Below are 20,590 nucleotides of genomic sequence, written 5' to 3'. Positions count from 1 at the left end.
TCAAGGGCTTCATTCCCTCCATCTTCTATAAAGACCATGTTCAATCCTGAGAGCGTCCAGCACCTTTCCCACCACAAAGTCCACAAGCTCCTGAAGGCTCTGCGGTCTGTGATAAAAGCCGGGGCTTGCGGGCATAATCAGAGCACCAGCCTTTGCGACTTGGAGCATATTTTTCAGATGAATGAGAGAATAGGGGGCCTCTCGCACAAGGAGCACTAAGGGGACCCTTTCCTTGAGGGCAACTTCGCAAACCCTGTGGACAAGGTTCTGATTGGTGCCAGAGGCTATATGGGCAAGGGTGCTCATGGAACAGGGTGCCACCACAACCCCTCTGTAGTGGACGAGCCTTGAGCCGCTGGCTACCGGGCTTGCAATGTCTCTGTCTGGAATAAGCCTCACATGGGGAAATTCCTCAAGTATCTTACCTTTAGTTAAGTCAAGCTCTTGCTTGAGAACAACCCAGCCAGAAGAGGAGACAATAAGGTCTATCTCAAAGTTCATTGAGGTAAACACCTGAAGAAGTCTGTATCCATATATGGCACCGCTGGCGCCCGTTATACAGAGAACAAGTTTTTCGGGCATGTGGAAAATTGTATAGCCTTTGCGTGTAAAATAGTCCTGATGCAGAGCCTTCTTATTGCCAACAGGGGTGAGATAGCGGTCCGGGTGATAAGGACCTGCAGGGAAATGGGCATAAGGACCGTGGCGGTGTATTCTGAAGCAGATGCCAACAGCATGCATGCGAAGCTTGCAGACAGAAGCATATGCATAGGACCGGCAGAGCCTTCTAAGAGCTACCTTGATATACCCAGAATAATATCCGCCCTTGAGGTGTCTGGTGCAGAGGCGGTCCATCCAGGTTATGGCTTTCTCTCCGAGAACCCGAAGTTTGCGGAGATAGTGAGAGCCAGCGGTAAGGTTTTTGTGGGACCCTCTGCAGAGACCCTTGAGCTTATAGGGGACAAGGTCAGGGCAAAGGAGGTGGCAAAAAGGGTTGGGCTCCCCCTTGTCCCTGGCAGTGATGGTCCGGTGGACTTTCAGAAGGCTCTTGAGGTTGCCAGCAGGGTGGGATATCCAGTGGTGATAAAGGCGGCAGCCGGTGGAGGGGGTAGGGGGATAAGGGTTGTCAGCAATGATAGAGAACTGAGAGAGAAGCTACCTCTTGCCATGCAGGAGGCGGAGGTGGCCTTCGGCGATGGAAGGGTTTACATTGAAAAATACCTTATAAACCCAAAACATATAGAAATACAGGTTCTCGTTGACAGATACGGCAACGTGCTCACCCTTGGGGAGAGGGAGTGTTCGGTTCAGAGAAGACATCAGAAGCTAATAGAGGAGGCTCCAAGCTACCATCTTACAGAGGAAAAGAGGAAAGAGATGGAGGCTCTTGTGGCAGACTTCTGCAGGGAGATAGGCTACGAAGGGGCGGGCACGGTAGAGTTTCTTATGGACCAGGAGGGCAACTTTTACTTCATGGAGATGAACGGTCGTATTCAGGTGGAACACCCAGTTACCGAGATGGTCTACGGAATAGACCTTGTGGAGTGGCAACTCAGGATAGCGAGAGGTGAGAGGCTAAACATAAAAAAGCCTGAAAGAAAAGGCTATGCCATAGAATGTCGGATAAACGCCGAAGACCCAAACACCTTTCTTCCTTCACCGGGCAAGGTGGAAGAGCTCTATCTTCCAGGAGGCTTTGGGGTTAGAGTTGATACTCACATATACTGTGGCTATTCTGTCCCGCCCTTCTATGATTCCCTTCTAGGCAAGCTCGTATGCTGGGGACAGACAAGGGAAGAAGCCACAAACAGGGCGCTGAGAGCCCTTGAAGAGTTCAGGATAAGTGGCACAGGACTTAAGACCAACATAGACTTTCACAAGAGGGTGCTTTCCAGCAGAGAGTTCCAGCAGGGGAGGCACCACATAAGGTTTGTAGAAGAGCTCATGATATGAGAGAAAGGCTAAAAAAGTTCCTGAGCAGGCTCTACCATCAGAAAAGGGTTCCCGCCTCCATCCTCTTCTACGGCAAAGAAGGTGTGGGCAAGAGGGATATTGCCTTTGAGTTTGCCACTTCGCTCCTCTGCCTTAAGGAGAGCTATCCACCCTGTGGAAACTGTCAGTCCTGTGTCCACATGCAGGATTTCAGACATAGAAAGGAAGAGGAGCTAATCTTTTATGGGGAGGATAGAAAAGGCAAGAGGGTCTATCTCTACCTTCAGGGAGACCATCCAGACTTTGTATACCTTAAACCTGAGAAGGCGGAGATAAAGATTGACCAGATAAGGGGAGTTAAAGATTTTGTATACCTGAAACCCGCCCTCTCTAAGAGAAAAGTTGTATTCGTAGAGCCCGCAGAGAGCATGAACCCACAGGCACAGAACGCTCTACTGAAGGTCCTTGAGGAGCCGCCAGAGGATACCCACTTTCTTCTTGTTACCAGCAGGCTTCAGAAGCTACTACCTACCGTAAGGTCAAGGAGCTTTCTTTTGGAGGTTCCACCACTGAGCGAGGAGGAACTAAGGGAAATCACGGGAATACAGGACCCTCTGATACTCGAACTTTCCGAGGGAAGTCTTACCATGGCTCTTAAGCTCAAAGAAGATAAGGAGCTGCTCACCACTGCAGAAACCATACTGGAAGGAGACCTGCTCTCCCTATACAAAAAGGCTCTTGAGGTGGAAAAGTGGGATTACGACAGACAGTCAATGCTTTTGAAGTTGCTCCTGAACATGCTTCACATGAAGTATAAACAGACCAGAGATGAGGCTTTTGAGCAGGCTCTTGACAAAGCCTCTGCAGGGTTAGAATATTTAAGCAAGGGTATAAGGCTCAGCCTTTTACTCTTTCAGCTCAGAGGAGGTGTAAAGAATGTCTTACATAAAGGCAAAATTTCAGGACACCAACAAGGTGCTTCAGGTTGAAGGCGTATGGGAGAGCGACGTTTCCAGAGGTGAACTTCTTGTAGTGCAATCGGAGAAGGGGGAAGAGGTGGTAAAGGTGCTTGGCACATCAAGAGAGCCTTCATCCTTGAAAGCCATATTCCTCAGGAAGGCTAAAGAGGAAGACATAAGAAGAATGGAAGAAAACGAGGAAAAGGCAAGGGAAGCCATGGAGGTATGCAGGAAGAAGATAGCCGAACATGGGCTTGACATGAAGCTCATAAAAACCTACATACCACTGGATAAGGGCAGGATATTCTTCTACTACACTTCCGAGCACAGGGTAGATTTCAGGAATCTGGTGAGGGACCTTGCAAAGGTCTTCAAAAAGAGGATAGAGATGAGACAGGTGGGCGTAAGGGATGCAGTGCAGATTCTTGGATGGGTGGGCACCTGCGGGGAGGTTCCATGCTGTGTCAGGTTTCAGGAGGAGTTTCAGTCCGTATCCCTGCGGGATATTGAGGAGCAGAACCTCCCTCTCTCACCTCAGAAGTTTACGGGTCCCTGTGGAAGGCTAATATGCTGTCTGGTCTTTGAGAGGGAAAACTATCTTGTAAAGTCCCTCCTGCCGGAGGCTGGAAGCGAAGTATGTTTTGAGGGCAAGGTTTACAGGGTATTGCAGGTGGACCCGCTCAGGTGGAAGATTAGCCTCCTTTCCGAGGAGTCAAAAAGGGAAGTGGACCTGAAAGATATTCTGCCAGAGGGTTATGAAAGGGCACTGAACCATTGCAGAAGCTGTGGGGGTTGCTGTAGAAGGGCTGTGACGGAAAATGAGGCTTTTGCAGGAATTGAACAGTAGTCTCAACAGGCTCTATCTATTTGAACTGCATGATGGCAGAAGAGTGGAGGCGGTTTACTACAGAGGAGATACCCTCTGCATATCCACACAGGCAGGGTGTGCCATAGGCTGTCCCTTCTGCCTTTCTGGCATAGATGGACTTTTCAGAAGCCTCTCACTGGAGGAGATAACAGGTCAGTATGAGCTGCTGAAAGACAGGCTTCACATAAGGCGGGTAGCGGTTGCAGGAATTGGTGAGCCTCTTATGAACTGGGAGAAGGTAAAGGAAGCCTTCTGGCATTTTAAAGATGAAGGGCTCAGGGTGAGTTTTTACACTACGGGCTATCCGGTAAGTAAGCTCAGAGAGCTGCTGAAACTACCCCACAATGGAGTCAGCATATCCATACATTCTGTAAGAGAAGAAAAGAGAGAAAAGTTGCTCCCCCATGCTGGCAGTTTGAGGAACCTTGTGCAGGCTCTCAGAGAAGAGCTGTCCACAATGCCCTCAAGGAAGAGAAAAAGGATAAGCCTTGCCTACCTTCTGATTAAGGGGGTGAACGACTCTGGAGATGAGCTCATGGGTTTTGCACAGCTGGTGAAAGAGCTTGGTGTGAGCGCAACCCTTTTGCGATACAACCAGACGGTGAAAGACTTCAGTGATGTGGAGGACTGGGAATACGAGAAGGCCTTTTTAATTCTCAGGTCCTACGGTATAAGGGTGACGCTTTCTACAAGGTTCAGAAAGGATTCTCTTGGAGGATGCGGGACGCTCCTTACAAACAGAAGGCTTACAATGTGTTGATAAGGTCCTTTATAACCTCCTCATGAAATTCCTCACTTGACTCACTACCCTCTGCTGCACAGTATAGAGGCATTACCTGAACCCTTGCCACACCCTGCCTTAGCATACCTAACTTCTCAGCGGCGGACTTTGAGAGGTCTATTATCCTGCTCTTTCTGGATGGCCCTCTGTCTGTGACTACCACCACCACATCCTCCCCGGTGCTGAGATTTCTTACCAGCAGATAGGTTCCAAGAGGATAATCCCTTGATGCGGCGGTAAACTTGTGCTTGTTAAAAGCCTCTCCAGAGCTTGTTTTTCTGCCATGAAACTTTCCGCCATACCAGCTGGCATATCCTTCCTGAATTCTACAATCCATGGAAAAGGCCACAGAAAAAAGCAGAAGAAGAAAAACAGCCATTTTCATGAGGACACCTCCTGAGGATTGTAGTCTTCCTAATGATACCACATATCATTTCATATTTTCAACCCCCTCTTTCTGATGTAAAATTCTATGGATGATAGCCCTAAAAATATACGTGAATGGTATTGTGCAGGGCGTTGGCTACAGAGCCTTTACGAGAAGGCTTGCCCAGAGCTATGGGCTGTCTGGGTGGGTCAAGAATCTGCCAGATGGAAGGGTTGAAGTTTTTGTTCAGGGAGAAAAGGATGTGGTTTGGGAATTTTTGAAGGAACTTTGGGAGGGTCCGCCTGCGGGAAAGGTTGACCGCATGGAGGTCCTCAAGGAGGTGCCAAGCCATGAAGAAAGGGATTTTACTGTTAGGTATTAGCCTGAGCCTTTCCTTTGCCCTTGAGTGTAAGAATTACAGGGTAAAGGAGGGAGACACTCTTGAAAAGATAGCCAGAAGAGAAGGTGTGGACATAAACAGTCTCAAGTCTGCCAACAGAGGTCTTGATGAAAGGAGACTGAAGGCCGGTCAGAACCTATGCATACCTGTAAAAACTACAAAGAAAAAGCCCTCAGAGAAGTATGCAATCTATGAAGTAAAAAGAGGGGATAGCCTTCAGAAGATAGCGGACAGCTTTGGTGTTGATGTAAGGACGCTGAAGGAGTTCAACAACTTAAAGGATGACAGGCTTGTGGAAGGTCAGAAGATAAGGATACCCGCAAAGGGAAGCTCTGTGGAAAAAAGGGGAGGGGCAGAAGAGACGGATTACGAAACCTACACGGTCAAAAAGGGGGCAAGGCTTGAACACGTGGCAAAGGCAACCGGCATTCCCCTCAAGGAGCTGGAGAGGTTAAACCCGGAATTAAAAGATGCATGGCTGAAGCCCGGAACGCAGGTAAAGCTGCCAAAGGGCAGTAAACAGACAGTGGCAAAGGAAGAAAAGTATGAACTTTACACAGTCAAGAGGGGTGCGAAGCTTGAACATGTGGCAAAGGCAACCGGGACTTCTGTTAAAGAAATTGAGAGGCTCAATCCAGAACTCAAAGGTAGATGGCTTCCTGCGGGAACAAGGGTGAAAATACCTCTCAGAGAAACAGAAGAGGTAAAGTCTAAGAGGACAAGGGAGGAAGCCTATGAGATATACAGGGTCAGAAGGAGCGGAAGGCTCAGAGATGTTGCCAGAGCCACCGGTGTGCCTTTGAAAGAGCTCGAAAGGCTCAACCCAGAGCTAAAGGGCAAGCTCCTGCAGGCTGGGACAAAAGTGAAAATACCCAGAAGGGAAATGGCGGAAAAACCAGCACAGGAAAGCGGACAGCCACCCAACAGAAGAGAAGAGAGGTCTGTAGTGGGAGAATTAGAGAAGGACACATCAACTGCACCAGCACCCAGAGGTCTCAACATACAGCTCCCCGTGGACGGCAAGGTGTCAAGGGTGCCAAAGGGCATAGAAATCTCAGCTCCATGCTCTTCGCCTGTAAAAGCTGTTGAGGATGGCAGGGTTATATACAGCGGGGGTGACCTGCAGGCTTACGGAAACATGGTAATAGTGGAACATGACAACTTTATATCCCTCTATGCCTACAATGAGTCAAACCTCGTGAAAAGAGGAGAAAGGGTCAGCAAGGGGCAGGTCATAGCCAGGGTTGGCAAGAAGAATAACTCTGAGGAATGTCTCCTGCGCTTTGAGCTCAGGAACAAGGAGGGAGTCCCCCTTGACCCCACGGAGTATATCAGAGACCTTCAGTGAAAAGCCTGTCTCCTATATCTCCCACTCCGGGCACTATGTATCCCTTTGGGCTCAGCCCCTCATCCACGCTCAGCAGAAAGAAGTCAACATCGGGATGTGCAGACATGGTCCTCTCAAGCCCCTGAGGCGATGCAACTAAGTTGAGAGTTACCATTTTTTCCGGTTTCAGGGATTTAGCTTCGCTCAGGGCAAGACTGAGAGTTCCGCCCGTTGCCAGCATGGGGTCAAGAAGTATAACGAATCTGCCTTCAAGGGGTGGTAGCCTTCTGTAATACAACTCCGGGGTGAGTGTGTCCTCATTTCTCTTTATAGCAAGAAAACCCGCCTTTGCACCCGGCAATGCCCTCAGGGCACCATTGAGCATGGGAAGCCCCGCTCTGAGTATACATATAAAAACAATCCTGTCTTCCTCAACAAACTCAAAACTTCTTCCTACACCCATGGGTGTCTCAACGCTTTCCATCCTCAGGGGAAATCCCTCAAGAACAAAGGGAATACTCATAAGGGTTATCTCCTCAAGGAGACTTCTTAGCTTCTCCGGTGGAGTATGCCTTTTTCTCACAAGGTTCAGCTTGTGCCTTATCAATGAGTGGTCAATTATCTTCAAGGCCATAGTGAAAATCTCCAAGACGCACAAGGGTTCCCTGCTGACCTTTCAAAACCCTCTTGAGAGTTCTTACCTCGTATATCTGGCTGTCATTCTTTATGACCCCGCCCTTTTCCAGCACATCCCAGAGGCTTTTCAGCATGTTGTCTATGTCTCTCCTCCTGTGATTGGGAAGTATGAGCTCTACATACACAGAAAGCCTGCCCTCAAGTGGCTCACCCCTGTATTGCTCCCTTATCTCCCACAGTGCTCTCACCTCCCAGTTCTTTACCCTTGGAGGTTTGAACACTTTTCCACCCTTTCTTCTTATATACCTGTTGCTCTTTGGCACTGGAAGCATAGAAAGCCTTAACTCTATCATCTTCTCATAAGAAGTATGCATAGAAGGAGAGTAATTAAAAGGCTCAGCAGGTTAATACCCATGGATATGCCGTGCCATTTCATGAAGGCACTGTAATCTACAGGCTTTAGGGCATGAGCGGTGGGAAGCACATAAAAAAGGTGAAGGGCATGAAGCATAAGGTTCACAAAAGCAAGCCCAGCTACGAGCTTACCGAGCCTGAAACCAAGAAAGAGGGTCGCAAGAGAAACCACAAGACCTATACCAAAATAGACGGGGAATACCCTTTCTACAACCGCACCTGCCTGCTCCTTCTGAAGGACTCTGAAAAGAGTGGGGGCCACAAAAAAGCTGAAGAAAGAACCAAGCCCAAGGTAAGAGGAATTTAAAAACAGCAGAAACTTATACATCCCTCACTACCGGAAGGTTGTAGACCTTCAGGGTCTGTATGAGCCTCCTTTCGTTTTCCGGCTTCATTGGACACAGGGGGAGTCTGAATTCCTTCTCACACATGCCGAGAGCCCAGCAGGCGGTCTTTACGGGAATGGGATTGGTTTCTATAAAGAGCACCTTAAAAAGCTCAAACAGCTCGTAGTGCATCTCTCTTGCTCTCTGGAAGTCTCCCCTGAGGGCGTAGTCCACAAGGGCCTTTACCTCTCTGGGAATTATGTTGTTGGCAACGGATATAACACCCCTCGCACCCAGAGCCATCATGGGTAAGGTGAGGGAATCATCACCGGATAGGATGGTAAAGTTTTCACCAAGAAGTCTTCTGAGCTCGGAAATCCTGTCCATATTAGGAGTGGACTCTTTGGAGCCTATTATGTTTGGACAGTCCTTGACAAGCCTGTAAATGGTCTCCGGAGCTATTTCCACACCAGTTCTTGAGGGTATGTTATACAGTATTATGGGAATGTCCACCTCCTCCGCCACCGTCTTGAAGTGCTGATATAGCCCCTCCTGTGTAGGTTTGTTGTAGTAGGGGACCACAAGCAGACAGGCGTCAGCCCCCACTCTCTTTGCATGGGATGTGAGCTCTATAGCCTCATGGGTGGCGTTTGCCCCTGTGCCGGCTATTACTTTAATCCTTCCCCTTGCATACCTTACCGCATGCTCTACCACTCTTTCATGTTCCTCAAAGGTGAGGGTAGGAGACTCTCCAGTTGTGCCACAGACCAATATGGCGTCAGTATGGTTGTTTGCGTGAAAGTCTATTAGACTCTCAAGAGCTCTGAAATCCACCTCCCCATCCTTGAAGGGGGTTATGAGGGCGACTATTGAACCCTGAAACATGAAGATAATTATAACATATGGTTAGGGATGGCGGAGCCGACGGGACTTGAACCCGCGCCCTCCGGCTTGACAGGCCGGCGTTCTGACCGGGCTGAACTACGGCTCCTTTAGAGGAGAATATTATATCACCTTTTGAGCAAAAGGGAAGAGATTTTTTCTATCTCCTCTGCAAGGCTAAAGTCTCTGTCTGTTATACCTCCCGCCTCGTGGGTGGTCAGCTTAACCCTTATTTTCTTAAAACCGGCCTCTACGTCTGGGTGATGCCAGTGTGCTTCCGCAAGACTTGCAATGGCATTAAAGAGAAAGACCGTTTCCTTCCAGTTTTTTGTGCTGTATTCTCTGACAATAAAGCCTTCTTCAAAGGCCCAGCCGGGCAATCCCTTTAGTTTACTCTCTATCTCCTGGGCTGAGTAAACCTTCAGTTCTCCCTTGCCTGACATGCGGGGCAGACTCCGTATATGTGCAGTGAATACTTGTGAACCCTATAGCCTTCCATATAGGCTGGTGGGTCCCAGTCTATGCAGAACTCCACGTCCCTTATGGCTCCACACTGGGTGCATATGAGATGGTGGTGGTCGCTTATGTTGGCATCATACCGCACAGAGCCACCCCAGTAGGCAACCTTCTTGACAAAGCCCAGCTCCTCAAGGGTTTCCACCGTTCTGTATACAGTGGCAAGGGACACAAAGGGATACTTCTTCTTTATCTCGTTGTATATTTCCTCAACGGTGGGGTGGTCTTCCCTGCTCAGTAAAACCTCGTAGACTGCCACTCTCTGAGGCGTTATCTTTAGCCCCATATTCTTACAAGCCTCTATAAATTCCTGAAGCCTTTCTTCCTTAAGCATGGGTATATAATATAAACCATATGCTAATAATTTTCAATATCATACTCTTTCTTATCACATATGCAACTAATGCACAGGTTCATCAGTGCAGGCTTCTGGTGGCGGACACACCAGAAAAACACGAAAGGGGGCTTATGCATCTGAGGTCCTTTGTGGGATACGACGGTATGGTATTCTTATACAGAGACAGGGCCATAAGGCACTTCTGGAACAGGAACACACACCTTGAGCTTGACCTATACTGGATTGACAGGGGCAGGCTTGTGGGAAGGTCATACCTCCCTCCAGAGGAAAAGGCAGGAACGGTAGTGGTCTCCTCACCCCAGCCCGTGGATACGGTGGTGGAGCTGATAAGAGGTAGAAAGTGCATGTATAGAGATATTCTCCTTTCACCTTAGCTTGAGGCTGGCAATGGCAAGTATACCGAGCAGGATAGATATTATCCACATCCTGACCACTATCTTTGGCTCTGGAACTCCAGAGAGCTCAAGGTGGTGATGAAAAGGTGCCATCTTGAAGAGCCTTTTGCCCTTTGTTAGCTTGAAGTAGACAACCTGAAGTATAACCGACATGGTCTCAAAGACAAATACCCCTCCAGCTATTGGAAGGAGAAGCTCTGACTTGGAAACAAGGGCCATTACACCCAGACCTGCACCGAGGGCAAGAGCCCCCACATCCCCCATAAAGAGCTGTGCGGGAAAGGCATTAAACCACAGAAAACCAAGCCCCGCACCTACTATGGCAAAGCAGAGAACTGTAAGGTCCCCTGCATAGGGAACATATGGAATATTCAGATAGCCAGCTATGCCCGCATGACCTACCGCATAGGCTATTATTCCAAGACTTGCGGCGGTTGTCATTACAGGTCCTATGGCAAGCCCGTCAAGTCCATCTGTTAAGTTTACCGCGTTGGAAGTGGCAACTATAACAAGCATGGCAAAGGGAATGTAGAAAAGCCCGAGCTCTATCTCAAGATTCTTAAAGAGAGGAAAGTAGAGCTTTGTGTTTACGCCACTGTAGAGATATATAAGGACGGATGTGAAACCGGCAACAAGGAGCTGTGCAGAAAACTTTTTCTTTGCAGATATACCTTTCTTGTTCCTGAGCTTGACAAAGTCATCCCAGAAGCCTATTAGGGCAAAGCCAAGTATGCAGAGGGTTATAACCCAGAAGTATATGAGGTCAAGCCTCATCAAAAGAAAGGAGCTCAGAAAAACTGAGAGGACTATTATGAGACCTCCCATGGTGGGGACGTATCTCTTTACAAGGTGACCCTCTGGGGTGTATTCCCTTATGTATCCCTTGAAAAGCCTCTGAATAGCCTTCATCTTTTTCATGAAAATGGGCGTTAAAATCAGGGTCAGAGAAAAGGCGATGAGCACCGCAAGAAAAGAACGAAAGGTTATGTATTTGAACACATTGAAAGCGAAAAAATAATCCCTCAGGTATAGTGCCATATGGTAAAGCATTTCAGCACCTGTTCCTGCTTAATAGTCTATCAAGGATTATGGCAACTGCGTTCCTGACGGAAAGATGGTTCCACTCACCCGCACCGTAAACAGGTTCAAGGATGTAGTCAAAGGTGTTCATAAGGGAAGGAGGTATGCCGTAGCCGGTGCCAAAGACTATGAGAAAGTCCCGCTCTCTTCTGTGTATTTCCTCCGACAGCCAGTGGTAAGAGACCGTGTTTGGATAGGTTCTGGCGTCCGTTCCCACTATAAGGGGTCTTCTGCCTCTACTTTCCTGTATATCTTCAAGAACCTCATCAAAGGTATAACACAGTCTCACAAGCTTTACTATTTCGTTTCTCGTGGGGTTTGTCCTAAAACCCTCCTCTGAGAGCCAGTATTCTATCTGTTTCTTTATTATGTATCTCTGACCATCAACGGGCTGAACTATGTAGTAGGTGTTTATCTCATAGGCTCTTGCGGGGCGGGCTATGTCATGAAGGTCCATGGTAGTGAAGGAGGTTATTATGGTCCTTCCATCTCTGTCCATGGCAGGATAATGGAGCAAGGCTATGAAGACGTTATGATTTATCATAAATTCCTTATTATAGCATGTGGCTTCTTTACCGTCGGGGTGGTCTCGGGGATACGCTTCTCACCTTCCCCCTTCTTGAGCTCCTAAGAGAGTCTGGCAAGACTGTCTGGGCTGTGGGCAACACGGATTACTTTTTACTTGCAAAGGAGGTGGGATGGGCTCAGGTGGTAAGTTCAGAGATTCCCGAAAGAGAGTTTGAGGGAAGAATCATCATAAGTATGGATGGAAATCTAAAGCCCTTTCCGGAAAGAAGGGTGTGGATTGTGGAGCATTACCTGAAAAGCCTCTCTCTGAAGGGAAACTTCTCAAAAGTTCTGCCCATAGAGCCCGCAGAAAATGGCCTCCTTGAAGGCTATGCAGTTCTTCATCCCTCCAGCGGTTCATGGAAGAAAAATCCACCTCTTGAGCTTTTTCTGCGTATAGAGCAATTTCTTAAAAGAGAGGGCTTCAGAACCCTATACCTGATAGGTGAAGCAGACCAGTGGCTAAAAGACCACATAAAAAATTACTTTGAGAGTTTTTCACCTCTTGAGATAGCAAGGGCACTGAAGAGGGCACGGCTTTTCGTCGGTCTTGACAGCGGGCTTTCCCATCTTGCCAGCTACTGCGGACTTCCAACTTATATCTTCTACGGTCCCACGGACCCCCTCGTGTGGAGACCAATAGGGGAAAGGGTTTTTCAGATAAGCCTCGGGCTTTCCTGCAGTCCATGCTTTCCAGATGTTTGCGAGGAAAGGAAATGCCTTCATACAGATTTGCTCTTCAACAGGTTTCTCATGCTATACAACATGCAGAGTTGATACCTCTAAAAAAGAGCTTTGTGATTTTCTTGTGAGCCTTGAGCTTGTCATAGGATTGATAACAATAGTGGGAGCAATTGTAGGAGTTGGTGTTTTTCTTATTATGTACCTGGACAAAAGGCTTGACGATTTTTCTTCCCCAATTACGGGGATTGAACAGTCTATAAGGGAGTTCAGAGATTATGTTGAAGCTCGTTTAGAAGCCTTGCACAGAGAACTTGCGGAGCATAAGGCGGATACCGCGAGGAAGTTTGACGAGGTCAAAGCGGACAGCACAAGAAGATTTGAGGAAGTCAAAGAAGAGATTAAACTTGTCAGACAGGAACTTGCTGACCACAAGGCAGATACCGCAAGAAGGTTTGAAGAGGTTAAGACGGACAACCTAAAGAGATTTGAAGAACTGAAAGAGGAAATAAAAGACCTCAGGGTTGAAGTCAAGGAGCTCAGGAAAGAGGTAAGGAAGAGCATGGTTAATAAAGCTCAACACCCCTTATGTGTTCTATGTTATTCCCCCTTATAATCACAAGGTCAAGTCTGTAGTCCTCTGCCGGATGTCTGTGAAGATAGTATTCCACACACCTTAGGAGTCTTTCCATCTTTTTCCTGTCCATTCTCTCCACAGGGTCTCCCAGACCTTCTGTCTTTCCACCCTTTACTTCCACAAAGACCACCACTTTGTCGTCAAGGGCTATGATGTCTATTTCTCCTGTTCTGCAGTGGTAGTTCCTGTAAAGGATTCTGTAGCCAAGCCCCTCCAGATACTTTACCGCAAGCTCCTCAAATTCTGCACCCTTCCTCAAGGCTCTGGAATATCTCCTCCGGTCTTACTACCGCAGTGCCCAGTTTGCCCACCACTATGCCTGCGCAGAGGTTTGCAAGCTCGCAGGCAGTATCCCAGTCCAGCCCTGCAAGGGCACAGGCTGTTAGCACGGCAACCACCGTATCCCCTGCTCCGGAAACATCGTAGACCTGTTTTGCCCTTGCGGGAAACACCTTGAACTCTCTGTCAAAAAGAGCCATACCTCTGGCACCGAGTGTTATCACAAGGGTTTTAAGTCTGAGCTTCCCCTTTAGCCCCCACCCAAGCCTCTGCAAACTATCTTCAGAAAACATTGCCATGGCCTCCTTTTCGTTGGGCGTCATCAGGTCTGCACCCACATACAGCTCCCTGTTCTGTGGTCTGGGGTCAACAGAGAAGAACACCCTTCTTTCCCTTATCCTGTCCACAGTGCTTCTGCATACCACCCCCTTTGCGTAATCAGAAACCACTATACCGTCCACGTCCAGGTCTATCCTCTGAAGAAGCTCCTCAAGAGCCTTTCCCTCCAGAGACCTCCTGCTTTCGCTGTCAATCCTCAGGAGCTGTTGAGAAAGGGCCACTATACGGGTTTTTTCTGTGGTGGGTCTTGATGGGTCTTCCACAAGAAGGTCCTCTATCCCAGAATCTTTAAGAAGTCCTCTTATGATATGCCTCCCGAAGTCCTGACCCACCACGCCAAGAAGATATGTTTTTACCCCGAGACTTGCCAGATTGTGGGCAACGTTTCCCGCACCACCAAGCCTGAACTCCTCCCTCTGAACCTCCACCACAGGCACTGGAGCCTCAGGGGAGATTCGCTCCACCTTTCCAAAGACATACCTGTCAAGTATCACATCTCCCACTACCAGAACCCTGAGGCTTTTAAACCTCTCAAGAATTTCTGAAAGCCTATCAGGATTCATTGACCACCTTTACCTCTTCACCCTCCTCTATAAAGGCCTGATGAAGCTCCCTTACCGCAAGCTCTCCGTATTTGTCCTCTATAAGGCATGATATCTTTATCTCAGAGGTGGATATGGCCATTATGTTTATGCCGTTTTTGTAGAGAACCTCAAACATCTTTGCAGCGGTTCCGTAGGAGCTCCTCATGCCTATCCCCACCACAGAGACCTTTGCTATTCTGTCGTCCCTTACCACCTCCTGAGCTCCTATCTCCCCTGCCACTCTTTTTAGTATACCCTCTGCTTTTTGTGCGTCTGCCTTGTTAACGGTAAAGGACATGTCCGTATAGCCCTGATGGGACACATTCTGCACTATCATATCCACCACAATATGGGCATCTCCAAGGGCCTTAAAGATACTGTAGGCTATGCCCGGTCTGTCGGGCACGCGCACTACAGTTATCCTTGATTCATTCCTTTCAAGGGTTATTGCCCGAACCACGCTCTTTTCCATCACTTCCTCCTCAGGGACTATCCATGTCCCTTCACTGTCAGTAAAAGAGCTTCTTACATGTATTCTTACACCATGTTTCATGGCAAACTCAATGCTTCTTGCCTGCATCACCTTTGCACCCAGAGATGCCATCTCAAGCATCTCTTCGTAGGATATTATGGGTATCTTCCTTGCGTTTGGCACTATTCTCGGGTCAGCCGTAAAAACTCCCTCCACATCTGTGTATATCTCACAGTCTGCACCAAGGGCATAAGCCAGTGCAACAGCAGAAAGGTCTGAACCTCCTCTTCCAAGGGTTGTCACCTCCCAGCTTTCCGTGACCCCCTGAAAGCCGGCCACCACTGGCGTGTAGCCCTCCTGAAGGAGGTTTTTGAGCCTCTGGACGCCTATTTTCCTTATCCTTGCCTTTGTGTGCACATCATCGGTGATTACAGGCACCTGCCATCCGCAGAGGCTGACTGCGGGAACACCAAGGCTCTGGAGAGTCATGGCAAAAAGAGCTATCGCCTGCTGCTCCCCTGTGGATATGAGCATGTCAAGCTCACGTTCTGGGGGCATTGTCTCTATCTGCTTTGCAAGGTTTATAAGCCTGTCTGTCTCCCCTGCCATGGCGGAGGATACCACCACCACTTTATAACCCTCCTTTAACTTTTCAAGGACTTTTTTTGCAGAATTGCCTATCCTTTCAAGACTTCCCACAGAAGTCCCGCCAAACTTGACCACAATTAGCCTCATCCATACTATTTTATACTACCCCCTTGACAGGAGAAAAATTTTGTATATAATAATCATCTGTAAGGATAAAAAAGTTAGGGGCAGTTAGAAACTCCCTCCCCCTCCCTCCCCTAATTGTTTTGCCCCACCGCCCGGTGGGGCCTTTCTAAAATGAAGTTCCCAGAACTGATAAAGGCAAACTTTATTCAGAGACTCAACAGGTTTGTGGGACTCATATCCCTTGAGGACAAGGAACTTACCGCATACATACGCAACACCGGCAGGCTCAGGGAATTACTCTTTTCTGGCAATGAAGTATATGTAGCCGAAAAGACAATTGGCAGGCACCCCTTTGAAATAATCCTTGCAAAGAGGGGAGATTATCTCGTCTGTATAGACTCCCACATAGCTCCAAAGCTTTATGTAGAATGGGTAAGCTCACCGGCCATCTTTGAGCCCCGCTTTGGAAACAAGAGGTTTGACCTCCTGATAAACGGAAGGCCCATTGAGGTGAAGTCTGTTAACCTCGTAGAGAACAACACAGCCCTTTTTCCAGATGCTCCAACCCTGAGAGGTAAACAGCACATAGAAAAGCTCATAGAACTTTCAAAAGAGGGATACAACCCGCTCATAGTTTTTGTAGTGCAGAGGGGAGATGCGGAAGTCTTCTCTCCCAACTGGAGGGTGGACCCCGAATTTTCAAAGGCTCTACTGAGATACTTTCAGCTTGGTCTTGAGATAAGAGCTTACAGATGTTCCGTCAGCCTTGAGGAGATTAAATTAAAAGAAGAGATACCCGTGGAGGTTCTGCCATGAAGGTCAGGCTAACACCAAAGGACGCCCTAATAGTGGTGGACATGCAGAGGGACTTTATGCCGGGGGGTGCCCTTCCTGTGCCAGATGGAGATACCATAGTGCCAAGGCTAAACGATTACATAAGGCTCTTTTTTGAAAGGGGGCTTCCGGTCTTTTTCACCAGAGACTGGCATCCACAAAATCACATATCCTTCAAGGAGCAGGGAGGTCTGTGGCCACCTCACTGCGTGCAGGGCACAGAGGGTGCAGGGTTTCACCCAGACCTGTTTATACCCCATGACAACCGCTTTATAATCTCAAAAGGAACAAGCCCGGATTTTGACGCATACTCTGGCTTTCAGGGCACAGTTTTGCATAGCCTACTGCAGGAGAGAGGTATACGCAGAGTCTTCGTAGGTGGCGTTGCCACCGATTACTGCGTGAAGAATACGGTGCTGGGAGCTCTAAATTTGGGTTATCAGGCATTTCTACTTCTGGACGGTATAAGAGGCGTGGATGTAAGCCCGGGAGACTCGGAGAGGGCAATAGAAGAGATGCTCTTCTCGGGTGCCGTGGGGCTGGAACTTCCCCACGTAGCGGACTAAGGACATTCTGAAGGCGTTAAGGATTCTGACCCCGTGCCTTTACGCTCTGTCGTGCGTGCCTGCCATAGACTACGAGAGAGCCAAAATGCACCCCGTATACATAGAGGACATGAGGGTGGAGGAGGTCCGTTTCGGGTCAGGAGATGTAACCCACCCTTCAACGCCTGGTGCTACACGGATGTCTATCCCCTCAGGTAAGTCTGTTCGTGGCGCAGGGAGCTACTCCACTGCGTATATCCCCCTCAGGTTTCTGCCTTCCTCGTCCCAATCCAGCCCATAGCCTACGAGAAAAAGGTTGGGCACCTCAAAGCCCACAAAGTCCGCATTAAAATCTACTTTTCTTCTTTCCTTCTTGTCAAGGAGAACACAGGTCTTTATGTCTTTGGCACCCTTGAGCTTGAGTAGCCTGTAGACTTCTGCAAGGGTGTAGCCTGTATCAAGTATGTCATCCACAAGCAGAACCCTCAGACCTTCTATGTCTCTGTCTAAATCCTTTACCACCTTCACATGCCCTGCGCTCTCCTGTGATGAGCCATAGCTGGAAACCCACATAAAATCCACCTGCACAGGCAGGTCAAAAGCCCTTATGAGGTCTGCGGTAAAGACAAAGGCTCCCTTCAAAAGTCCAACCACAAGAAAGGGCTCGGGGTAGTATTTTTCTATAACCGCTGCCAGCTCCTCAACCCTCTGCCTTATCCTTTCCTCTGGTATGAGCAACTTCAAAGGTTTTCCCTTTATCCTCATCCTCTTCCTCCAGCTCAAGCATCATCTGGAAGGCGTTTTCACCGTCCGAGTAGTATTTGTTTCTTTCTGAAACTATTTTAAAGCCGAGGGACTGGTAGAGTCTTATTGCCCTTATGTTGGATCTTCTCACATCCAGAAGAATCCTCTGAGCCTTGTCTCTAAAATACTCTACGAGAAACTCCATAAGCTTTTTACCATAGCCTCTACCCCAGAGGTCTTTCCTTACCGCTATGGACATAAGATTAGCATCATCATAAATCTTCCACACAACTGCATAGCCGATTATGGTTCCTCCCTCTTCAAGAACGAATCTGTAAGAGTAGTCAAGCTCAAACTCTCTCTCAAAGGCCTTTCTACTCCATGCATCGGAATTAAAGCACTCTTCGTTTATCTTCAGCACATGCTCAATGTCTTCTGGTCTCATCTCCCTTATCATCACTATTGACCCTTTTCATGATAACCTCCAAACTTGAAGCAAAGGAATTATATTAAAACTTATGCTTGCGGAGGTTAAAAACAAACTGGAGGAGTTGAAGGAGAAGTTAGAAGATACAAGGGTCGTTTTTGACCCTGAGGCTATGAGGGAAGAGCTAAAGAATATAGACAGGAGTATGGCTTCTGCGGATTTCTGGAACGACCAGGAAAAGGCAAAGGCAATAACTCAGAGAAGGAGGTGGCTTGAGGAAAACCTCAGGGAGGTTGAGCGGATAGAGAAAACGCTCAAAGATGTAGAAGAGCTGGCTGACGCAACTCAGGAGGGGGACCTTGAAACGGTGCAGATGCTCCTTGAAGAGCTCCATTCGGTAGAGAAGCCTCTGAAGGAGCTTGAGATAAAAGCCCTTCTTTCAGAGGAGATGGACTCAAAGAATGCCTACCTCACAGTTCAGGCAGGCGCGGGTGGCACTGAAGCCTGCGATTGGGCAAACATGCTTCTGAGAATGTATAGACGCTGGGCGGAAAGGCACGGCTATGAGGTGGAGTTGGTGGACATAAACCCGGACGACGTGGCAGGCATAAAGAGTGCAACCCTCCTGATAAAGGGTCCTTATGCTTACGGATATCTGAAGGGAGAGCACGGAGTTCACAGGCTGGTGAGGATTTCCCCTTTTGATGCCAATGCAAGAAGGCACACCTCCTTTGCCAGCGTGAGCGTGGCACCACAGATAGACGAGACCATAAACATAGAGATAAGGGAAGAAGACATTGAGATGGAGACCTTCAGGGCAAGTGGTGCGGGCGGTCAGTATGTAAACAAGACAGACACTGCAGTCAGGCTCAGGCACAAGCCAACGGGCATAGTGGTCTCCTGTCAGCAGGAGAGGTCTCAGCTACAGAACAGGCTGAAAGCCCTTGAGCTACTGAAGGCAAAGCTATATCAGCTTGAACTGCAGAAACTTGAGGAGAAGAAAAAGGCACTTGAGGGGGAAAAAACTGACATAGGCTGGGGCTATCAGATAAGGTCCTATGTATTCCAGCCCTACCAGCTTGTTAAGGACCTGAGAACGGGCCTTGAAGTTGGCAACGTCTCCGCGGTGATGGATGGAGAAATAGACCCCTTCATAGAGGAGTATCTCAGGTGGAGAGCAAGGGAAAGGGCAGAGGCTACCTCTTAAGCCTTGAGGGACTGGAGGAGCTCTTTGAGAGACTTAAGAAAGCTTACAGGGTCATAGCCCCCGAGCTCGGGGAAGGAGTAATAGTCTTTTCAGAGGTTGACCGCTTTGAAAGACTTCCTCTGGGCTACAGGAATGTAGAAGGGCCCGGCTTTTATGCCCTTGAGAAGGCTCAGGGCTACTTTACCTACACCCATCCCTACAACTCCCCCAGGAGCTTTCTCCATCCTCCCGAGCTCACCCTCATGAGGGTGAGAAGAGAAAATGGAAGGCTTGCCTTTGAGACAAGCCTGCCTGAGGGAAAACTCTGCCTCTTTGATGTGAGAGCCTGTGACCTTTCAGCTCTGAAGGTGCTGGACTTGGTCTTTCTCCACAAAAATCCCCACCCCGACCCTTACTATGCCAGCCTCAGAAAGGACCTTTTTGTTGTTGCGGTAAACTGCACATACGCCACTGCCACATGCTTCTGTACCACAATGGGAACGGGTCCTGAGGTAAAGGAGGGCTACGACCTTCTCATAACGGAGCTTCGGGAGGGCTTTCTCCTTGAGGCAGGCTCTGAGAGGGGCGATAAAATCCTTGCCTCTGTTGAGAGAAAAATACCGGCTGAGGATAGACACTTTGAGGAGAAAAAAGAAAGGCTCAGGAAAACTGAAGACATGATGAAAATCCACTTTGAAAGAGAAGGTCTCCCACAGAGGCTATACGGCAGGATGGAGTCTGTATACTGGGAGCATACAGAAAGGCGATGTCTTGCCTGCACATCCTGCACGCAGGCATGCCCCACATGTTTTTGCTTTGACATACTTGAAAAGAATGACCTAAAGCTCAGAGAGAGCCAGAGAGTAAGGGTCTGGGATTCGTGCTTTTCACCTTCCTTTGCCACAGTCCACCGCTTTAACCTCAGGCAGAGCGTTCACTCCCGCTACAGGCAGTGGCTCATGCACAAGTTCGCCTACTGGATGGACCAGTTTGAAACCTTTGGCTGTGTGGGATGCGGAAGGTGCATAACATGGTGTCCTGTGGGCATAGATGTGAGAGAGGAGGTAAGAAGGGTGGTGGATGAAAATCAGGTTCAGTGAACAATTTTTGAAAGATGCGTGGAGAGAAAGAGGCAGCTTCATGATAAGTAAAGGGGTCACCTTAGAGAAAATTGTGGAATACGCCATTGAACCCGATTACATAATTCAGGACCCCAAGTATGTAAATAGACAGTGGAGAATAAAGAAAGTTGCTGGAAGGTGTTTAAAGATTGTCACAGAAAGCTCTGACGATATATTAATAGTGGTTACCGTATTTTTTTTGATAGAAGTTTAAGGAGA

The 20,590-nt window shown here is 48.3% G+C and carries 29 protein-coding genes and 1 tRNA gene; 14 read left to right on the top strand and 16 right to left on the bottom strand.

What is annotated here, in order from left to right; all coding sequences use genetic code 11:
• Window positions 1–9 precede the first annotated feature (9 nt).
• Complete coding sequence (locus tag ACKRDP_RS04495) at window positions 10–582, bottom strand: UbiX family flavin prenyltransferase (RefSeq protein WP_409153555.1); 573 nt, start codon at window positions 580–582, stop codon at window positions 10–12.
• A 39-nt stretch (window positions 583–621) separates the two neighbouring features.
• On the opposite strand from ACKRDP_RS04495, the gene accC reads away from it, so the two are divergent.
• Genes accC through ACKRDP_RS04475 form a run of 4 tightly spaced genes read left to right on the top strand, consistent with a single transcriptional unit; the run spans window position 622 to window position 4,519 of the window.
• Window positions 622–1,953 (top strand): acetyl-CoA carboxylase biotin carboxylase subunit, encoded by a 1,332-nt coding sequence (accC, locus tag ACKRDP_RS04490; RefSeq protein ID WP_489685577.1) that lies wholly within the window; start codon window positions 622–624, stop codon window positions 1,951–1,953.
• On the top strand, window positions 1,950–2,921 hold the full coding sequence (locus tag ACKRDP_RS04485; RefSeq protein ID WP_409153554.1) for a DNA polymerase III subunit: 972 nt from the start codon (window positions 1,950–1,952) through the stop codon (window positions 2,919–2,921). Before accC ends, ACKRDP_RS04485 begins: the two co-directional genes overlap by 4 nt.
• Complete coding sequence (locus ACKRDP_RS04480) at window positions 2,869–3,738, top strand: PSP1 domain-containing protein (protein WP_409153553.1); 870 nt, start codon at window positions 2,869–2,871, stop codon at window positions 3,736–3,738. The genes ACKRDP_RS04485 and ACKRDP_RS04480 overlap by 53 nt, the downstream gene beginning before the upstream one ends.
• Entirely contained in the window at window positions 3,710–4,519 is an 810-nt protein-coding gene (locus ACKRDP_RS04475; protein WP_409153552.1) for a radical SAM protein, read from the top strand. Before ACKRDP_RS04480 ends, ACKRDP_RS04475 begins: the two co-directional genes overlap by 29 nt.
• Here ACKRDP_RS04475 and ACKRDP_RS04470 read toward each other — a convergent pair.
• Window positions 4,506–4,925 (bottom strand): septal ring lytic transglycosylase RlpA family protein, encoded by a 420-nt coding sequence (locus ACKRDP_RS04470; protein ID WP_409153551.1) that lies wholly within the window; start codon window positions 4,923–4,925, stop codon window positions 4,506–4,508. The two genes, ACKRDP_RS04475 and ACKRDP_RS04470, sit on opposite strands and share 14 nt — an antisense overlap.
• A 91-nt stretch (window positions 4,926–5,016) precedes the next feature.
• On the opposite strand from ACKRDP_RS04470, the gene ACKRDP_RS04465 reads away from it, so the two are divergent.
• A complete protein-coding gene (locus tag ACKRDP_RS04465; RefSeq protein ID WP_409153550.1) occupies window positions 5,017–5,289 on the top strand; it encodes an acylphosphatase in 273 nt (90 codons plus the stop codon).
• The gene (locus tag ACKRDP_RS04460; RefSeq protein WP_409153549.1) at window positions 5,258–6,655 is read left to right on the top strand and encodes a LysM peptidoglycan-binding domain-containing protein; all 1,398 of its coding nucleotides are present in this window, start codon (window positions 5,258–5,260) and stop codon (window positions 6,653–6,655) included. The genes ACKRDP_RS04465 and ACKRDP_RS04460 overlap by 32 nt, the downstream gene beginning before the upstream one ends.
• Here ACKRDP_RS04460 and upp read toward each other — a convergent pair.
• From upp to ACKRDP_RS04425, 7 genes are all read right to left on the bottom strand, one after another.
• Window positions 6,639–7,268, bottom strand: a complete 630-nt coding sequence (gene upp, locus ACKRDP_RS04455) for a uracil phosphoribosyltransferase (protein ID WP_409153548.1) — start codon at window positions 7,266–7,268, stop codon at window positions 6,639–6,641. The two genes, ACKRDP_RS04460 and upp, sit on opposite strands and share 17 nt — an antisense overlap.
• Window positions 7,249–7,623 carry a RusA family crossover junction endodeoxyribonuclease gene (locus ACKRDP_RS04450; RefSeq protein ID WP_409153547.1) on the bottom strand — a complete coding sequence of 125 codons (375 nt, stop codon included), beginning with the start codon at window positions 7,621–7,623 and terminating at the stop codon, window positions 7,249–7,251. Before ACKRDP_RS04450 ends, upp begins: the two co-directional genes overlap by 20 nt.
• Window positions 7,620–8,012, bottom strand: coding sequence for a DUF4149 domain-containing protein (locus tag ACKRDP_RS04445; protein WP_409153546.1), 393 nt, complete (start codon window positions 8,010–8,012; stop codon window positions 7,620–7,622). Before ACKRDP_RS04445 ends, ACKRDP_RS04450 begins: the two co-directional genes overlap by 4 nt.
• Complete coding sequence (gene dapA, locus ACKRDP_RS04440; protein ID WP_409153545.1) at window positions 8,005–8,895, bottom strand: 4-hydroxy-tetrahydrodipicolinate synthase; 891 nt, start codon at window positions 8,893–8,895, stop codon at window positions 8,005–8,007. Before dapA ends, ACKRDP_RS04445 begins: the two co-directional genes overlap by 8 nt.
• Window positions 8,896–8,923: 28 nt before the next feature.
• A tRNA-Asp gene (locus tag ACKRDP_RS04435) sits at window positions 8,924–9,001 on the bottom strand.
• Window positions 9,002–9,020: 19 nt separating this feature from the next.
• Window positions 9,021–9,335 carry a 4a-hydroxytetrahydrobiopterin dehydratase gene (locus tag ACKRDP_RS04430; protein WP_409153544.1) on the bottom strand — a complete coding sequence of 105 codons (315 nt, stop codon included), beginning with the start codon at window positions 9,333–9,335 and terminating at the stop codon, window positions 9,021–9,023.
• Window positions 9,314–9,742 carry a Fur family transcriptional regulator gene (locus ACKRDP_RS04425; RefSeq protein ID WP_409153543.1) on the bottom strand — a complete coding sequence of 143 codons (429 nt, stop codon included), beginning with the start codon at window positions 9,740–9,742 and terminating at the stop codon, window positions 9,314–9,316. The genes ACKRDP_RS04430 and ACKRDP_RS04425 overlap by 22 nt, the downstream gene beginning before the upstream one ends.
• A gap of 20 nt (window positions 9,743–9,762) precedes the next feature.
• Here ACKRDP_RS04425 and ACKRDP_RS04420 point away from each other — a divergent pair, with 20 nt between their 5' ends.
• Window positions 9,763–10,140: a DUF192 domain-containing protein gene (locus ACKRDP_RS04420; protein WP_409153542.1), complete on the top strand. Its 378-nt coding sequence runs from the start codon at window positions 9,763–9,765 to the stop codon at window positions 10,138–10,140.
• Here the strand turns inward: ACKRDP_RS04420 and mraY are convergent.
• The gene (gene mraY, locus ACKRDP_RS04415) at window positions 10,132–11,211 is read right to left on the bottom strand and encodes a phospho-N-acetylmuramoyl-pentapeptide-transferase (RefSeq protein ID WP_409153541.1); all 1,080 of its coding nucleotides are present in this window, start codon (window positions 11,209–11,211) and stop codon (window positions 10,132–10,134) included. The genes ACKRDP_RS04420 and mraY overlap by 9 nt on opposite strands.
• A 1-nt stretch (window position 11,212) precedes the next feature.
• Window positions 11,213–11,785, bottom strand: a complete 573-nt coding sequence (locus ACKRDP_RS04410) for an RNA methyltransferase (RefSeq protein WP_409153540.1) — start codon at window positions 11,783–11,785, stop codon at window positions 11,213–11,215.
• Between the two features lie 17 nt (window positions 11,786–11,802).
• On the opposite strand from ACKRDP_RS04410, the gene ACKRDP_RS04405 reads away from it, so the two are divergent.
• The gene (locus tag ACKRDP_RS04405) at window positions 11,803–12,585 is read left to right on the top strand and encodes a glycosyltransferase family 9 protein (protein WP_409153539.1); all 783 of its coding nucleotides are present in this window, start codon (window positions 11,803–11,805) and stop codon (window positions 12,583–12,585) included.
• The gene (locus ACKRDP_RS04400) at window positions 12,506–13,105 is read left to right on the top strand and encodes a hypothetical protein (RefSeq protein WP_409153626.1); all 600 of its coding nucleotides are present in this window, start codon (window positions 12,506–12,508) and stop codon (window positions 13,103–13,105) included. Before ACKRDP_RS04405 ends, ACKRDP_RS04400 begins: the two co-directional genes overlap by 80 nt.
• On the opposite strand, the gene ACKRDP_RS04395 is transcribed toward ACKRDP_RS04400, so the two are convergent.
• Genes ACKRDP_RS04395 through ACKRDP_RS04385 form a run of 3 tightly spaced genes read right to left on the bottom strand, consistent with a single transcriptional unit; the run spans window position 13,056 to window position 15,535 of the window.
• Window positions 13,056–13,385, bottom strand: a complete 330-nt coding sequence (locus ACKRDP_RS04395; RefSeq protein ID WP_409153538.1) for a YraN family protein — start codon at window positions 13,383–13,385, stop codon at window positions 13,056–13,058. The genes ACKRDP_RS04400 and ACKRDP_RS04395 overlap by 50 nt on opposite strands.
• Window positions 13,363–14,307 carry a D-glycero-beta-D-manno-heptose-7-phosphate kinase gene (gene rfaE1, locus ACKRDP_RS04390; RefSeq protein ID WP_409153537.1) on the bottom strand — a complete coding sequence of 315 codons (945 nt, stop codon included), beginning with the start codon at window positions 14,305–14,307 and terminating at the stop codon, window positions 13,363–13,365. The genes ACKRDP_RS04395 and rfaE1 overlap by 23 nt, the downstream gene beginning before the upstream one ends.
• Entirely contained in the window at window positions 14,297–15,535 is a 1,239-nt protein-coding gene (locus ACKRDP_RS04385; protein ID WP_409153536.1) for an aspartate kinase, read from the bottom strand. Before ACKRDP_RS04385 ends, rfaE1 begins: the two co-directional genes overlap by 11 nt.
• A gap of 150 nt (window positions 15,536–15,685) precedes the next feature.
• On the opposite strand from ACKRDP_RS04385, the gene sfsA reads away from it, so the two are divergent.
• On the top strand, window positions 15,686–16,330 hold the full coding sequence (gene sfsA / locus ACKRDP_RS04380; RefSeq protein ID WP_409153535.1) for a DNA/RNA nuclease SfsA: 645 nt from the start codon (window positions 15,686–15,688) through the stop codon (window positions 16,328–16,330).
• Entirely contained in the window at window positions 16,327–16,914 is a 588-nt protein-coding gene (locus ACKRDP_RS04375) for a nicotinamidase (protein WP_409153534.1), read from the top strand. The genes sfsA and ACKRDP_RS04375 overlap by 4 nt, the downstream gene beginning before the upstream one ends.
• Window positions 16,915–17,133: 219 nt before the next feature.
• Here ACKRDP_RS04375 and hpt read toward each other — a convergent pair whose 3' ends face one another.
• Together hpt and rimI are read right to left on the bottom strand one after the other, a co-directional pair.
• Window positions 17,134–17,658 carry a hypoxanthine phosphoribosyltransferase gene (gene hpt / locus ACKRDP_RS04370; protein ID WP_409153533.1) on the bottom strand — a complete coding sequence of 175 codons (525 nt, stop codon included), beginning with the start codon at window positions 17,656–17,658 and terminating at the stop codon, window positions 17,134–17,136.
• Window positions 17,594–18,094 carry a ribosomal protein S18-alanine N-acetyltransferase gene (gene rimI / locus ACKRDP_RS04365; RefSeq protein WP_409153532.1) on the bottom strand — a complete coding sequence of 167 codons (501 nt, stop codon included), beginning with the start codon at window positions 18,092–18,094 and terminating at the stop codon, window positions 17,594–17,596. The genes hpt and rimI overlap by 65 nt, the downstream gene beginning before the upstream one ends.
• Before the next feature lie 61 nt (window positions 18,095–18,155).
• Here rimI and prfB point away from each other — a divergent pair, with 61 nt between their 5' ends.
• Genes prfB through ACKRDP_RS04350 form a run of 3 tightly spaced genes read left to right on the top strand, consistent with a single transcriptional unit; the run spans window position 18,156 to window position 20,585 of the window.
• Window positions 18,156–19,271: a peptide chain release factor 2 gene (gene prfB, locus ACKRDP_RS04360; RefSeq protein WP_409153531.1), complete on the top strand. Its 1,116-nt coding sequence runs from the start codon at window positions 18,156–18,158 to the stop codon at window positions 19,269–19,271.
• The gene (locus tag ACKRDP_RS04355) at window positions 19,235–20,350 is read left to right on the top strand and encodes a 4Fe-4S dicluster domain-containing protein (protein WP_409153530.1); all 1,116 of its coding nucleotides are present in this window, start codon (window positions 19,235–19,237) and stop codon (window positions 20,348–20,350) included. The genes prfB and ACKRDP_RS04355 overlap by 37 nt, the downstream gene beginning before the upstream one ends.
• Before the next feature lie 40 nt (window positions 20,351–20,390).
• Entirely contained in the window at window positions 20,391–20,585 is a 195-nt protein-coding gene (locus tag ACKRDP_RS04350) for a hypothetical protein (RefSeq protein WP_409153529.1), read from the top strand.
• Window positions 20,586–20,590 lie beyond the last annotated feature (5 nt).

Origin of the sequence: Pampinifervens navoyensis (genome assembly GCF_046159715.1) — a bacterium.
Classification (GTDB): Bacteria; Aquificota; Aquificia; order Aquificales; family Aquificaceae; genus Pampinifervens.
This window is presented reverse-complemented; position numbering and strand designations above follow the sequence as displayed.